At 44.9% G+C, this 14,601-nt stretch carries 17 protein-coding genes; all 17 read left to right on the top strand.

Translation table 11 applies throughout. The features are described from left to right. Positions 1–6 precede the first annotated feature (6 nt). The 17 genes from fliG (at position 7) to DESACI_RS18200 (ending at position 14,577) form a co-directional block, all read left to right on the top strand. Positions 7–1,017: a flagellar motor switch protein FliG gene (fliG, locus tag DESACI_RS18280; protein ID WP_014828694.1), complete on the top strand. Its 1,011-nt coding sequence runs from the start codon at positions 7–9 to the stop codon at positions 1,015–1,017. Next, positions 1,007–1,876, top strand: a complete 870-nt coding sequence (locus DESACI_RS18275; RefSeq protein WP_014828693.1) for a FliH/SctL family protein — start codon at positions 1,007–1,009, stop codon at positions 1,874–1,876. The genes fliG and DESACI_RS18275 overlap by 11 nt, the downstream gene beginning before the upstream one ends. After that, entirely contained in the window at positions 1,833–3,140 is a 1,308-nt protein-coding gene (fliI, locus tag DESACI_RS18270) for a flagellar protein export ATPase FliI (protein WP_014828692.1), read from the top strand. Before DESACI_RS18275 ends, fliI begins: the two co-directional genes overlap by 44 nt. Positions 3,141–3,211: 71 nt before the next feature. Beyond that, complete coding sequence (locus DESACI_RS18265; protein WP_014828691.1) at positions 3,212–3,667, top strand: flagellar FliJ family protein; 456 nt, start codon at positions 3,212–3,214, stop codon at positions 3,665–3,667. A gap of 15 nt (positions 3,668–3,682) precedes the next feature. After that, complete coding sequence (locus tag DESACI_RS18260) at positions 3,683–3,898, top strand: flagellar FlbD family protein (protein ID WP_014828690.1); 216 nt, start codon at positions 3,683–3,685, stop codon at positions 3,896–3,898. Further along, positions 3,891–4,322 carry a flagellar basal body-associated FliL family protein gene (locus tag DESACI_RS18255; RefSeq protein ID WP_014828689.1) on the top strand — a complete coding sequence of 144 codons (432 nt, stop codon included), beginning with the start codon at positions 3,891–3,893 and terminating at the stop codon, positions 4,320–4,322. The genes DESACI_RS18260 and DESACI_RS18255 overlap by 8 nt, the downstream gene beginning before the upstream one ends. Before the next feature lie 48 nt (positions 4,323–4,370). After that, entirely contained in the window at positions 4,371–5,369 is a 999-nt protein-coding gene (gene fliM / locus DESACI_RS18250; protein WP_014828688.1) for a flagellar motor switch protein FliM, read from the top strand. Beyond that, positions 5,359–6,540, top strand: a complete 1,182-nt coding sequence (gene fliY, locus DESACI_RS18245; protein WP_014828687.1) for a flagellar motor switch phosphatase FliY — start codon at positions 5,359–5,361, stop codon at positions 6,538–6,540. Before fliM ends, fliY begins: the two co-directional genes overlap by 11 nt. A gap of 93 nt (positions 6,541–6,633) precedes the next feature. Then, positions 6,634–6,981 carry a response regulator gene (locus DESACI_RS18240; protein WP_427846755.1) on the top strand — a complete coding sequence of 116 codons (348 nt, stop codon included), beginning with the start codon at positions 6,634–6,636 and terminating at the stop codon, positions 6,979–6,981. A gap of 2 nt (positions 6,982–6,983) precedes the next feature. Beyond that, positions 6,984–7,457 carry a flagellar biosynthetic protein FliO gene (locus DESACI_RS18235; protein WP_014828685.1) on the top strand — a complete coding sequence of 158 codons (474 nt, stop codon included), beginning with the start codon at positions 6,984–6,986 and terminating at the stop codon, positions 7,455–7,457. Between the two features lie 41 nt (positions 7,458–7,498). Next, positions 7,499–8,224 (top strand): flagellar type III secretion system pore protein FliP, encoded by a 726-nt coding sequence (gene fliP / locus DESACI_RS18230; protein ID WP_242833201.1) that lies wholly within the window; start codon positions 7,499–7,501, stop codon positions 8,222–8,224. A 17-nt stretch (positions 8,225–8,241) separates the two neighbouring features. Further along, positions 8,242–8,514, top strand: coding sequence for a flagellar biosynthesis protein FliQ (fliQ, locus tag DESACI_RS18225; RefSeq protein WP_014828683.1), 273 nt, complete (start codon positions 8,242–8,244; stop codon positions 8,512–8,514). 91 nt (positions 8,515–8,605) lie between these two features. Beyond that, entirely contained in the window at positions 8,606–9,385 is a 780-nt protein-coding gene (gene fliR / locus DESACI_RS18220; protein WP_014828682.1) for a flagellar biosynthetic protein FliR, read from the top strand. Next, complete coding sequence (gene flhB, locus DESACI_RS18215) at positions 9,382–10,431, top strand: flagellar biosynthesis protein FlhB (protein WP_014828681.1); 1,050 nt, start codon at positions 9,382–9,384, stop codon at positions 10,429–10,431. Before fliR ends, flhB begins: the two co-directional genes overlap by 4 nt. A gap of 49 nt (positions 10,432–10,480) precedes the next feature. Next, positions 10,481–12,550 carry a flagellar biosynthesis protein FlhA gene (flhA, locus tag DESACI_RS18210; RefSeq protein WP_014828680.1) on the top strand — a complete coding sequence of 690 codons (2,070 nt, stop codon included), beginning with the start codon at positions 10,481–10,483 and terminating at the stop codon, positions 12,548–12,550. Beyond that, complete coding sequence (gene flhF, locus DESACI_RS18205; RefSeq protein WP_014828679.1) at positions 12,540–13,721, top strand: flagellar biosynthesis GTPase FlhF; 1,182 nt, start codon at positions 12,540–12,542, stop codon at positions 13,719–13,721. The genes flhA and flhF overlap by 11 nt, the downstream gene beginning before the upstream one ends. Further along, positions 13,714–14,577: a MinD/ParA family protein gene (locus DESACI_RS18200; protein ID WP_014828678.1), complete on the top strand. Its 864-nt coding sequence runs from the start codon at positions 13,714–13,716 to the stop codon at positions 14,575–14,577. Before flhF ends, DESACI_RS18200 begins: the two co-directional genes overlap by 8 nt. The last annotated feature ends 24 nt before the right edge of the window (positions 14,578–14,601 follow it).

Genomic DNA, 14,601 nt, shown 5'->3' with positions numbered 1-14,601 from the left:
ATAACAATGGCACAAGCGCAGCCTTTAACGGGAATCCAAAAAGCAGCGATTCTAATGATAACATTAGGTTCGCATAATTCTGCCAAGATAGTGCAGAATCTCAGTGAATTAGAAATCGAGAAATTGACATTGGAGATGTCTAATGTCGGGAAAATTACTCCAGAACAGCGTGACAATGTCGTTCAAGAATTTCATCAAATGTGTTTAGCCAATGATTATATCTCCCACGGGGGAGTAGATTACGCACGAGAAGTGTTGGAGCGGGCACTTGGTGAATCCAAAGCTCAGGAGATCATCAGCCGGCTGGCTACCAATTTAAAAATGCGCCCCTTTGACTTAGTCCGCCGAACCGACCCTAAACAGTTGTTTTCTTTTATCCAAGGTGAGCATCCGCAGACCATCGCCCTTATTATGACGCATCTTCCTGTGGATAAAGCAGCAACCTTACTGGCTAGCCTTAGCCAAGAACGGCAGGCGGATGTGGCCAAGAGGATTGCGCTTATGGGACGAACAAGCCCAGATGTACTCAAAGAAATCGAGAAGGTTCTTGAGCGAAAGATCTCTAGTTTAGCACCGACAGATTATACAAGTTCCGGCGGGATTCAAAATATTGTTGATGTTCTTAACCGCACCGATCCGGGAACAGTCAAAGTGGTCATGGATGCTTTGGAGCAAGACGATCCGGATTTAGCGGAACAAATTAAACGCCAAATGTTTGTCTTCGAAGATATTATCACTCTTGATGATCGTGGTATTCAGCTGGTATTGCGCGAAGTCGACACGAAGGATTTGGGATTGGCCTTAAAAGGGAGCAATCCGGAAGTCGTGCAGAAAGTCATGGCCAACATGTCTTCAAGGGCCGGACAGATGCTCAAAGAGGATATGGAATTCATGGGCCCTGTTCGCTTAAGAGATGTCGAAGAAGCTCAGCAGAGAATTGTGAAAGTGATACGCAAACTGGAAGAGGGTGGCGCGATAGTCATTTCAAGGGGAGGCGCAGACGAAATTGTTTACTAAAGCGGGTGTCGTAAAAAGTTGGGAGGTAGAGGTATCTTCACCTCATCTGCTGAAATGGACTCCTAGGGTTGTGCAAGCGGACACTGCTGTTAGAGAAAAAGTTAGCGGTGCTGAGACAGAACAGTATTTGGGTCAGGAGAACTTAGACCAGTCGTCTTCACCCACAGATGAAGAGCTGGAGCTTATTGCCTTCTCGTTAGACCAGGCGAAAAAAGAAGCCCTGGCTATCAAGGCTCAAGCAGAAGCTGACGCTCAAGAGATCATCAGGCAAGCAGAGACTGACGCTGAAGCAATTCGAACTCAGGCACAAAATGATATGGAACGGCTGCGCGCAGAGGTTAGGGAATCAGTCCGGGCGGAAGTATATCCTGCGGCTAAGGATCAAGGCTATCAAGCCGGTCTGGCGGAAGGCCAAGCTGAAGGAAGCCGCTTGTCGCAAAACGCTCTTATGCTGTTCCAAATGGCTCAGCATGCTTTTCAGGAAGAATATGCAAAAGTGGACGAAGAGATACTCCATTTGGCTATAAAGATTGCCGAGAGAATTGTGAGATCAAGTTTTGCCGTTGAGCCCCAGAAACTCATGAGAACGATCCAAGCTCTGATGCAGCTGCCTCAGGAACGCTACGGGTGGAAACTGCATGTATCCATAGCAGACGCAGGCTGGCTTGATGAAAATCAATTGCCTTGCCCTTTGATCCCCGATGAATCCTTAAGTCAAGGCGATTGTTACTTGGATTGTCTGGAAGGGATATTTGACGCTCGACTAAGTGCTCAATTAGATAAAATAGAGCACAGTTTACGAGAGGAGTTCAAACATGGGAGTTTGGGAATTAATGCTTCAGAAGGCGGAGGAGATTGACCCTGTCTCTGCCCAAGGAAGGGTTTCCAAAATTGTAGGACTGATGATTGAATCTGCCGGTCCGAGAGTGAGTGTGGGTGAGTACTGTCATATTCTTACTCGCGCCGGAAATGAACTTCCCGCAGAGGTAGTTGGCTTTCGTGATTCCACGGCTCTCTTAATGCCTTTAGGGGAACTTGAAGGAATTGCTCCCGGCGACCGCGTGATCCCTCAAAGGCAGAAGTTAACCGTTTCAGTAGGGTCCGGACTTTTGGGGCGAATTCTCAATGGTTTGGGACATCCCATCGATGGGCGTCCGCTTAAGACCGAAAACTCTTACCCTTTGCAAAATAAGCCGCCTAACGCCCTCTTACGTCCACGAATAACGGACGTTCTCAGTGTAGGAGTAAGAACGATTGATGGGCTGCTAACCCTTGGCCGCGGGCAACGGATGGGAATCTTTGCCGGTTCCGGTGTAGGTAAAAGCACCTTATTGGGAATGATGGCCAGAAATACCGTGGCTGATGTCAACGTTATTGCTCTGGTAGGGGAACGGGGGCGGGAATTGAGGGACTTTATTGAGAAAGATCTTGGACCCGCAGGATTAGCACGTTCTGTAATTGTTGTGGCGACATCGGATCAACCGGCATTAGTTCGCTTAAAAGCTGCTTTTACCGCTACTGCAGTGGCTGAGTTTTTTCGAGATCAAGGTAAGGATGTACTGTTAATGATGGACTCTGTAACACGCTTTGCCATGGCTCAGCGAGAAGTGGGGCTTACGGTGGGCGAACCTCCTGCAACCCGAGGATATCCGCCTTCTGTATTTGCACTTTTACCAAAACTTTTAGAGCGTTCCGGAATGGCGGAGAAGGGAAGCATCACCGGAATTTATACAGTGTTGGTGGATGGCGATGATCACAATGAGCCAATTGCCGATACTGTGCGCGGGATTCTGGATGGACATATTGTTTTAACACGGGACCTTGCCATGCAGAATCATTACCCAGCGATTGATATTTTACAGTCCGTGAGTCGGGTGATGAATGATGTTGTTAGTCCAGTTCATAAAGACTTGGCTTCAAAATTTCGGGAACATCTTGCGGTTTACCGTGATGCCAAAGATCTGATTGACATTGGAGCCTATACTTCGGGAAGCAATCCCAGGATTGATTCCGCTATTGCGTATATAGAACGGATTCAGGAGTTTACTAGGCAAGGAGTCTCAGAAAGTTCGGGATTCGAAGAGACGCTTCAGCAGCTTAACGGAATCTATGCTCTAGAGTGAATAACCCCCAAAGTTTAGAAGCGTAGCCTCTGAAAATTGGAGTTAGATACTGGACTAAAGGGGTGAAAGGAATGGCTCGATTTCGATTTCGTTTTGATGCGAGCCAGCGGTTGGCTGATCAACTGTTAGATGTGGCCAAACGAGAATTTGCTCAGGAAATGCAGCGTTTACAAGTTTGTATTGAGGCCCGTGTGACTCAACTTGGCCGCTTCAATGATGCTTTAGAGGGTCAGAGGAATGCCGGACTCCACTCTCCGGAGAAATTAGCCATTTGGCAAACGTATGTTTTTGAACAGCGACGCCGGCTCAAGGAACGCGAAGCAGAGAAGTCAGCGCAAGAAGTGATGATGGAGAAAGCGCGTTGTCGTTTAATAGAGGCGCATCGAGAAGCAGAGAAGTTTCGACGCTTGAAAGAAAAACAGTTTAAAGCATTTCAAATCAAAGAACTTATTAAGGAACAGAAGGTCTTGGATGAAACCGGTCAGATTCTTCATTGGCAACAGAAAAAATATTCGACAAAGTGTTAACGGAAGGATGAAGTTATGATCTACGTCACTCGCTTGAACGGCAAAGCTTTTGCCTTAAATTGTGACCTGATTGAAACAATGGAAGAAACCCCGGATACGGTCATAACCTTAACGGGTGGAAATAAATACGTGGTCTCAGAGAGCATCGAAGTGCTCATCGAACGTATCATTGAGTTTCGGCGTATTTGCCAGCAGTTTCCAAAAATGAGGAGTGATCAAATTAATGAATAAAAAAGTTCTGATTTTCCTGATCATCGCTCTTATCTTGGGCTTAGGAATCGGTATAGGCGGAACGGTTTTAGCTCAAAAAACGATCTTTAAAACTCAAAATACAGCTGCCGGTGTGAGTCAGCCAAAACAGACCGGCCCCCTTCTCTCCCTCGGTGAGGTCCTAATTAATTTGCAAGGCGGGGCTATTCTTAGAACAACCATTACCCTGGAAGTTACTGACGATAAGGCCTTAACTCAATTGAAAGCCGACACGGCCATCTTGAGTGACAAAGTCAACTCGGTTCTCTTAAACCGACCTCTTGCCGATGTACAAACCCCCGAGAACTTAGCTAAGCTAAAGGCTGAACTGTTAAAGAAACTTAATGAAGTGGCAGATAACAAAATAACCGATGTCTTCTTTGAAAAAATCGTTTACCAACAATAACTATACGTAGTAAAGAGGACTTAGTTCCTTTAGGAGAGGGGGAATTCGATGGGAGACATCTTATCCCAAAGTGAAATTGATGCTTTGTTAAGTGCACTGTCTGACGGGCAAGTAGATGCTGAAGAAATGCGTTCAACGGATACTACAAAAAAAGTCAGAGTCTACGATTTTAAGCGTCCCAATAAGTTTTCCAAGGATCAGATTCATTCCCTGCAAAATATCTATGAAAACTATTGCCGCGCTCTGACAAACTTCCTTTCAGGAAACTTGCATTCAGCCATTGAAAGTAAAGTTCTTTCAATTGAGCAAATCACGTACGACGAATTTATACGGTCTTTGCCAAGTCCTACTGTCATTGGAATATTCACCTTAGAACCCTTGGAGGGGACCGTTTTGATGGAAGTGAGCCCTTCACTGGCTTTCACAATCGTGGATAGAATCTTAGGCGGTCAAGGACAAGGAGCTGAAAAGAACCGGGATTTAACAGAAATTGAAAAAACACTCGTCGAACACCGCCTAACTCATATGATAAACCTGACAGAAGAGGCTTGGGGCGAAGTCTATGAATTAAAACCGCAGTTTATTGCCATGGAACCAAATCCGCAGTTTGTGCAAATTGTTGCTCCTAATGAAATGGTAATTTTAATTACCATAGAGGTTACCGTTGGAGACACTGTAGGGATGATCGAAGTTTGTCTGCCCTATTTGGTTCTTGAGCCTATCTTAGAAAAATTAAGTACTTACTTCCTATTCTCTACAAAAGCTAAGGTCAGTTCTCCCGAGCAGATTGCTGCAATTCGCAGAAAAATTGAATGGGCAAAGGTTGATGTGGTTGCGTTTTTGGGTCATTCCGAAATTCTTGTGCGGGACCTTCTCGAATTAGCTGTGGGAGATGTTATCCCCCTGCGGCAGTCCCTGGCAGAACCTCTTCCCATATATGTCGGAAAGTATATGAAATTCAAGTCTAATCCAGGACTTAACGGAGAACATCTCGCTGTTCAAATTACCGAAGTCGTAGAAGAAGGAAGGGAAGAAGATGGGGAATGAGATTCTCTCACAAGAAGAAATTAACGCCTTGCTTCAGGGGACAGCAGATCTCGATTCTAATCCAGCCCCAATGCAAGCGGAAGATTCTTTAAGTGAAATGGAGAAAGATACTCTAGGTGAAATTGCTAATATTTCAATGGGGACTGCGGCAACCACGTTATCCATGCTCTTAGGTAAAAAGGTTGACATTACCACGCCGAAAGTTGATGTGACAACCTCGGAACAGATTATGAAAGATTATCCTGTTCCTTCCGTGATTTGCAACGTCAAATATAAGGTGGGAATTGAGGGCTCTAATCTTCTGATTTTATCGCAACAAGACGGCTCAGTCATTGTCGACTTAATGATGGGGGGAGATGGAAAAAACCCAACTCCGGGATTATCGGATCTGCAAATCAGCGGAATCTCCGAAGCGATGAATCAGATGATGGGTTCTGCTGCAACCTCCATGTCGACAATGTTTAAAGCCACGGTGGACATTACGCCGCCTGATTTAATGCTCAATGATTTGGCAGCGAATAGTAATATTATTCGGGACACCTTGACTCAGGATGAACCTCTGGTTCGAATTTCTTTCCGGATGATTGTGGAAGATGTTATTGACAGTACTTTAATTCAGGTCATCCCTCTGAGTGTAGCCCAAAGGATGGTTAACAAGTTAATGTCCGCTATGAGTAGGGATGTTCCTGCAGCTGCGACCACTCAACCTGCGGCTCCTCAACAAAATGTCGCAAATCAGGTGTCCTATCAAACTCCTCCGCCGGCGCCGCCGTCTTATGAAGCCACTTATCCATCAGCCAATTACCCACCTTACGCAGGGGGACAGGCAGCAGCTCAAAACAGAATCCAGACACCGGTTCAACCGGTTCAGTTTGCACCGATACAACAGGGACAAATACCGAAGCAACCTGAAAATCTTAACTTAATTCTCGATGTACCATTACAGATTAGTGTAGAATTGGGCAGAGCGAAGAAAACCATTAAAGAGATCTTGGAAATGGGGCCAGGTTCAGTGATCGAACTTGACCGCTTAGCAGGAGAATCAGTCGATATGATAGTCAATGGCAAGCTGATCGCCAAATGTGAAGTGGTTATAGTCAATGAAACCTTTGGTATTCGTATAACCGATATTGTTCAACCTATAGAGCGTGTGAATACGCTCAAGTCATAACGTTTGGGACGATTGGGTTGTAACCACTTCATGAAACATGAAAGTGGAAGTTTGGAACAGATTAAGGAGGAAAATTAAGTGAGTTCTACTGTAATGATCGTTGACGATGCAGCTTTTATGCGTATGATGTTAAAAGATATCCTGACTAAAAATGGAGTCACCGTCGTTGGTGAAGCAGAAAATGGTGCTATCGCCGTAGAAAAGTATATGGAATTGCAGCCAAATTTAACGATTATGGACATTACCATGCCGGAAATGGACGGGCTGCAGGCTGTCAAAGAAATCATTAAACGTGACCCGAAGGCCAGAATCATCATGTGCAGTGCCATGGGCCAGCAATCCATGGTCATCGAGGCAATTCAGTCCGGAGCAAAGGATTTTGTGGTTAAACCCTTTCAAGCTGAGCGTGTCATCGAGGCTGTCACAAAGGCGTTGAAGTAGTCATGCCATCATTCAACCAAGACCTACCGCTTCCTGCAAGCGCAAGCGTTGCACCTGCGGTGCAATCCGGCAGCGCTTGGGGACTGATAGGAACTTTAATTGTTTTTCTCTTAATCTTGCTTGTGTCACTTTGGATTATCCGCCGCCTCAACCGCGCTAAGATTCAAAGTTTGAATGCCCCTTGGGCCAGAGTTCTTGACCGACAAGTGTTAGGCGGACAGCAAAGTTTGTACCTTGTCGAAATCGCGGGTCAATTACAGGTCTTGGGGGGAACAGACCATCATATCATCAAGCTCAGTGAGATTAATGATCCTGATGTGGCTGCAGAAATTTTAGAAGAAATCGCCTCACGCCCAATAGAAAAAGTTGAGGGCTGGATCATGAATATTTCTAAACTATGGCGTAAAAGACATCCTCGCAAGGGTAATATTTTCCCTGAGGAGTTAGAACGTTTGCTTGAGGAGGTTGACAAATAGTGCATTCTTCAAGCAGACTCATCGGACTTTTAGAACGCGGAATTCCTTTGTTTTTGGCTGTGGCATTCTTGATCCTGGCAACTCCGAAGAGTGTTTTCGCTGCCGGGGTTACATTGGATCTTGGAAATTCCACCTCTCAGCAATTGAGTACATCCCTGCAGCTTTTAATGACGTTAACGGTATTAAGTGTGGCTCCGGCAATACTGTTGTTGATGACGTCCTTTACGCGTATCGTTATTGTCCTATCCTTCGTCAGAAATGCTCTGGGAACCCAGCAGCTCCCTCCCAATCAAGTTCTTGTAGGGTTAGCTCTCTTTCTTTCCTTCTTTGTCATGGCTCCTACATGGAATCAAATTAATACGAATGCGATCCAACCCTATATGAAGAACCAGATTACGCAAACAGAGGCTTTAACTAAGGCTGAAGAGCCTTTAAGAGATTTTATGTTCAAACAGACTCGGGAAAAAGACTTGGAGCTTTTTGTGGGTTTAGCTAAAATGGAGCGGCCTAAAACTTACCGGGATATTCCAACGTATGTACTGATTCCTGCTTTTGTTATCAGCGAATTAAAAACGGCGTTCCAGATGGGATTTGCGATATTTATTCCGTTTATGGTTATCGATATGATTGTTTCAAGTACCCTAATGTCTATTGGTATGATGATGCTTCCTCCGATGATGATCTCCCTGCCATTTAAAATACTTTTATTTGTCCTGGTGGATGGCTGGCATTTGGTGGTACAGTCCTTGGTGACCAGTTTTAAATAAGGAAAAGGAGAGACAATGTGAGTCAGACTACGGTGCTTTATTTAGCAAAAGAGGCTTTCGGGGCAGTGATTCTTGTGGGAGGGCCAATCCTCGGTGCCAGCTTATTGGTGGGCCTTTTGGTCAGTATTTTTCAGTCCATGACTCAAATCCAGGAACAAACGCTTTCCTTTATCCCAAAGGTTATCGCGGTTGTAGTTATTCTTCTTTTATTGGGTCCGTGGATGTTATCCGTAATAACAGGTTTCACCACAAACTTACTGAATCAGTTGGTTTCCTTTGGTACAATGTAATCATTTTAAAGGTCAGTAATAGCAGGACATTTGTTACTTCGAATTTAGGCGTCGAGTTAATGATTTGCGCATCAAAATTGGGGGGAGTAATTTGAGTCTGGCGCAACTGCTCCAATGGAACCTCTCTCTATTTATACTAATTTTATCACGTTGGGCAGGAATGATTATATTAGCTCCAGTGTTTGGTGCAAGAGGTGTCCCGACGCTTATAAGACTTAGTTTGGCCGGTTGTTTTACGGTGGTAGTATATCCTTTGGTCTTTGCCACAAACCCGACTATTCCTAGTGAGATGTTGCCTTATGTTGCTGTGGTCATCAAAGAAGTTTTAGTGGGGTTAGTTATCGGATATGTCATCTATTTACTGACTGCCATTTTGCAGGGTGCCGGTCAACTCATCGATTTTCAGATGGGTTTCACTATGGGAGCAGCGATAGATCCGGTTTACGGGGCACAAAGTCCTATGATGGGTAACTTTCAAATGGTATTGGCAACGATGCTGTTACTCTCTACAAATGCCCATCATTATCTTATTGCTGCCATGGTTAAGAGCTATGCTTTTATTCCTCTTAACCCTTCAAATTTGCCTATTGATTATCACTTTTTTGTCGAGCTTGTTGCCCATGTATTTTCCTTATCCATACAAATGGGGTTGCCAGTCTTCGGGGCGTTAGTTGTCTCAGATATCGGGGTGGGTCTGCTGATGAGAACAGCTCCTCAATTTAATATTTTTTCTGTAGTTTTTCCAGTCAAGGTTATTTTCGGACTTATAATTTTATTTCTTTCAGTGTCTTTTTTTGGAGAAGCTGTCTCTCATCTCTTTAAGATGAATATGACGTGGATTCTGAATCTCTTTCAGGGGTGGAAGCAGTGAGTGAGAAAAAACATCCGGCCACTCCCAAACGCCGTCAAGAAGCCCGGAAAAAGGGCCAAATCTTTAAAAGTCAGGAAGTCATTTCTTCCTTTATGCTCTTAAGTGCTGTGGCACTTCTTAAACTCTGGCTTCCGGTGATGATACAGCGCATGGCGCAGCTTTTCCCCTATGTTTTAGGCCTTTCCTCCGAGTGGACGGAGAGTTCTATTGCCAGCCTGATGGTCAATGTCCTGTGGCTGGGAATTCAGATTGTAGGACCTATTTTAGTCACAGGTTTAGTAGTCGCTTTAGCAGCCAACTATATTCAAGTTGGAATTCTCTTCACCTTTGAACCATTGAAACCGCAAATTTCCCGTCTCAGTCCGTTCAGTGGTGCGAAACGGATGTTTGGTGTTAAAGCTTGGGTGGAATTGGCAAAATCCTTGACCAAAGTGATTCTTATTGGCTACTTTTTATACGCCAGTGTTCGCGACAGAATTAATATTTATCCTGCTTTACAGCAACTGGATGTGAAGCAGGGAGCGGTTTTTATCGGACAAGCTTTGATGGAACTGGGCTGGAAAATCTCAATATCGTTTTTCGGCTTGGCAATATTGGATTATTTTTACCAACGATGGGACCATGAGAAACAATTGCGGATGTCTCATGAAGAATTGAAACAAGAGTTTAAGCAGACCGAGGGTAATCCTGAAATTAAACGGGAAATAAAGAGGAAGCAACGCGCCCTTGCTTTGAGTCGCATGATGCAGGATATGAAAAAGGCAGACGTTGTCATTACCAACCCAACTCATTATGCTGTTGCTCTTTGTTACGATTTGAAAGTCAATAGTGCACCTTATGTTGTGGCTAAAGGACAAGATGAAATCGCCTTTCGTATGCGGGAAGTGGCGAAAGACTACGGTCTCGTGATTATGGAAAATAGGCCGCTGGCTCGGGCCCTTTACGCTCAAGTGGAGATTGGACAGGGTATTCCGGAGGAGTTATATAAAGCCGTCGCTGAGGTTTTGGCCTTCGTCTATCGTTTAAAGAAAAAGAAAAGAGCATGAGGACGGCAGGTGTCTGCTGACCACGTGGTCTTGAAAGGAGGAACCACTTATGGCCGTATCGATGAAACGCCGGTTGTTAAGCAATACGGATATTCTCGCCGCAATTGGGATGGTAGGCATCGTAGTCATGATGGTTATCCCCCTGCCGGCAAGTTTACTTGATATATTAATTACCTTAAATATTACGGGTTCAGTACTGACTCTGATGATCGCGTTTTTTTCCAAAGAACCCTTGGAGTTCTCGGCCTTGCCCTCCCTTTTATTGACTATGACCCTGTTTCGATTGTCCTTAAATATCTCGACAACACGGCTTGTACTTCTTGATGGTTACGCCGGGCAGGTCATTCAACAATTCGGACAATTTGTCATTCGTGGCAATCCTGTTGTTGGTTTTGTTGTTTTCTTCATTTTGGTCATCGTTCAATTCATCGTCATTACCAAAGGGGCAGAACGTGTTTCTGAAGTCGCGGCGCGTTTTACCTTAGATGCCATGCCTGGAAAACAAATGTCCATTGATGCCGACCTTAATGCCGGAATGATCAATGAACAGCAAGCCCGTGAACGGCGGAAAAATATACAGCGTGAAGCAGACTTTTATGGTGCCATGGATGGTTCCACTAAGTTTATTAAAGGGGATGCTATCGCAGCTATTATCATTTTGGTTGTTAACATTCTCGGAGGTTTCATCATTGGTGTGGCGATGCAAGGGCTGCCTTTGCTGGACGCTCTCAATAAATATACCATTCTAACCATCGGAGACGGTTTGGTTTCTCAGATACCGGCGCTGTTGATTTCTACCGCGACAGGACTGGTTGTGACTAGGGCAGCTTCTGACAATAACTTAGGTCAGGATTTAAGCAAACAATTATTTCAAAACCCAACGACACTCTTTATCACAGCCGGGGTTTTGCTTTCATTAGCCTTGCTGGGATTACCGCCTGCTCCTATGGTTACCGTGGCAGCGATTTTAATCGTTGCCGGTGTTGTGATCCGTAAGAACTCGAAGGTTTCTGTCGTCCAAAAGACTGCTGCCGCGCGAGAATCGGAGATTGCTGACAGTAAGAAGCCGGAGAATGTGTTAAACCTCTTGAATATTGACCATATGGAATTGGAGTTGGGCTACGCTCTGGTGGCCTTGGTGGATGTCCAGCGAGGCGGAGATCTGCTGGATAGAATCGTATTGATTCGTCGTCAGATCGCCAGCGAGCTAGGGTTTATAGTCCCGGTGATCAGGGTTCGCGACAACATGAACTTACAGCCTAATCAATACGTTATAAAAATCAGGGGAGCGGAAATCGCCATGGGTGAGATTTTGGCCGATCATTATATGGCGATGAGCAGCGGAATGGATGATGATGCCATTCCAGGTACACCGACTAAAGATCCTGCTTTTGGACTTGATGCTAAATGGATTAATGCGGCCTATCGAGAGCAAGCAGAACTAAAGGGCTGGATGGTTGTGGATGCCCCAACTGTTTTAGCGACACACATTACTGAGGTCATCAAGACTAATGCCTGGGAAATCCTGAACCGTCAAGACGTAAAAACTCTCATTGATCATGCTAAGGAGCAGGCCCCTGCAGTTGTTGAGGAGCTGATTCCGGACATTCTCAGTCTCGGCCAAGTTCAGAAAGTCTTGGCAAACTTATTGAGAGAAAGGGTCTCCATTCGTGATTTGATAACGATCTTGGAAACTCTGGCTGATCAAGCTCAATCAACCAAGGATATCGATCGCTTGACCGAACATGTAAGACAGGGATTAGCTCGTCAGATTACTCAACCCCTCGTTGGTAAAGATAAAACGTTGTCGGTGCTTACCCTTGATCCGCAGATTGAACAGCAGATACTTGACAGTATTCAGCCCTCGGATTATGGAACCTATTTAGCCCTTGATCCCAAAGTATTACAAGGAATTGTCCAAAATCTCTCTCGTGAGGCAGAGAAATTTATACTCAAAGGCCTTAGCCCCGTGTTGGTTTGCGCTCCTTTGGTCAGGATTAATTTAAAAAGAGTCACCGAGCGACAACTGCCGCATCTCATAGTTCTTTCGTATAATGAATTAGTCCAAGGTATACAAGTTCAAGCTATAGGAATGGTGGGGATGGATCGTGCGAGTTAAGCGATTTGTAGGTGACAACGTTACAGACACTATGGGAAAAGTAAAAAGGGAACTTGGCTCAGATGCCGTTATCCTGCAAACCCGTGAATTTCGCGAAGGAGGTTTTTTAGGTTTCTTTGGAACTATGAAGGTTGAAATAACGGCTGCTATTGAAGAGAAGCCGGTTTCCGATTGGTCTAGGTATGACAATAATATTGAGGAAGAAAGACCCGTTAGGATTGCCCCTCGGCCTGAGGTTCAAATTCGGCAGGAAACCCTTCAGCGTGACACTCAAGTCCCATCGGAAACGATTCAACCTGATCTCAAGTCAATGTATTTATTATTGGAGAAAGTCAATCAGCAAATCGAGGAACTGGGAAGTGAAAGAAAGGAATGGCCTCCAACTCTGCAAAAATGGGTAGATCGTTTGCTAGACCGAGGGGTAGAGGAAACGATAATTAAACGGATTATCAGTCACCTTCAGCAAAGGTTACCTGAAAATCAATGGAATAACGACAGCGAGGTTTACTCTCAGATCGAAACAGAAATCATGGAAATCTGCGGAACCACTGAACCCATACAGACTGACACGGATAAACCTCTGGTTATCGCTTTGATCGGTCCGACAGGTGTGGGGAAAACAACAACCATAGGTAAACTGGCGGCAGGTTTTAGTATTGTCGATAAGCGAAAAGTTGCTCTGATTACGGCGGATACGTATCGCGTTGCCGCGGTAGAGCAAATTAAAACCTTTGGCGAGATTATCGGCGTTCCTGTCGATGTGGTAATGACACCGACAGAACTTCAGATGGCCAAGAACCGTCACAAGGATAAAGATTTAATTTTTATTGATACGGCAGGGCGAAGCCCGCATCATGATTTGCATATGTCAGAATTGCGAGCTTTCTTAAAAAAGGCCAATCCGGACTATACGATGTTGGTTATGAGCGCTACGACACAACTCGCTGATCAACTTAAAATCTATCAGCGTTTCAAAGACGTATCAACCCATTTTATTTTCACAAAGCTCGATGAAACTGACAGTGCAGGGACTTTATTGAATTTCTTAGATCAGGCAGAACTCCCAACGGCCTATCTAACGAATGGACAAAATGTCCCGGATGACATAGTTGCAGCCAACCAGAATCGGATTGCTCGCTTCGTGTTTGGAGAGGAGAAGCACTGTGAATGATCAAGCCAGCGCCCTGCGCAAGTTGGTCTCAGATGAAAAAAGTGAACAAACTAAGATGAGAGTTTTAGCTGTGACCAGTGGTAAAGGGGGAGCCGGGAAAACAAACTTCACAGTTAACTTTGCTTTAGCTCTGGCTCAATCTGGGAAACGCGTCATTATCCTTGACGGAGATTTGGGACTGGCGAATGTGGATATTTCTTTCGGTCTTACAGCTCGGTATACGATTGAACATTTATTAACCGGAGAAAAAACGATTGAGCAAATCCTCCTGACAGGTCCGCAGGGAATCATGATTATTCCAGGAGGAGCAGGGGTTCAGGATCTTGCTAACCTGGAAAGAGACAAGATTGCGAATGTTTTAACCAATCTCGGGCGGTTAGAAAAAATGGCCGATATTCTGCTGATTGATACGGGTGCAGGTATTGGGCATACCGTAACTAACTTTTTGCGGGGCGCTGACGATATTGTCCTCTTAACAACACCGGAGCCTACCGCTCTGATCGATGCCTATGGCGTGCTTAAAACCTTGAAAAAAGAGAACATAAAGGTACCCATTCATGTCGTTGCCAATAGGGTGCACTCGGAAAGCGAAGCTCAGGCAACCTACAAAAAACTGGAAACAGCAGTGCACAAGTTTTTAAACGAACCGCTTGATTTATGGGGCTGGGTTTATGATGATCCTTTGATGAGCCGCGCTGTTATGCAGCAGGTCCCCCTCGGTATAGGCTCACCTGATAGTTCGGCCTATCGTTGTATACAATGGATAGCCGGAACAATTACAGGAGTCAACGATCATCCTCCTCGTCACGTTGAAGGAATCAAGGGATTTCTAAGCAAATTGCTTCGACCGTTTTAAAACTCCAAAACTAAGCACTTTTTA

Source organism: Desulfosporosinus acidiphilus SJ4, assembly GCF_000255115.2.
Taxonomy (GTDB): Bacteria; Bacillota; Desulfitobacteriia; order Desulfitobacteriales; family Desulfitobacteriaceae; genus Desulfosporosinus; species Desulfosporosinus acidiphilus.
This window is presented reverse-complemented; position numbering and strand designations above follow the sequence as displayed.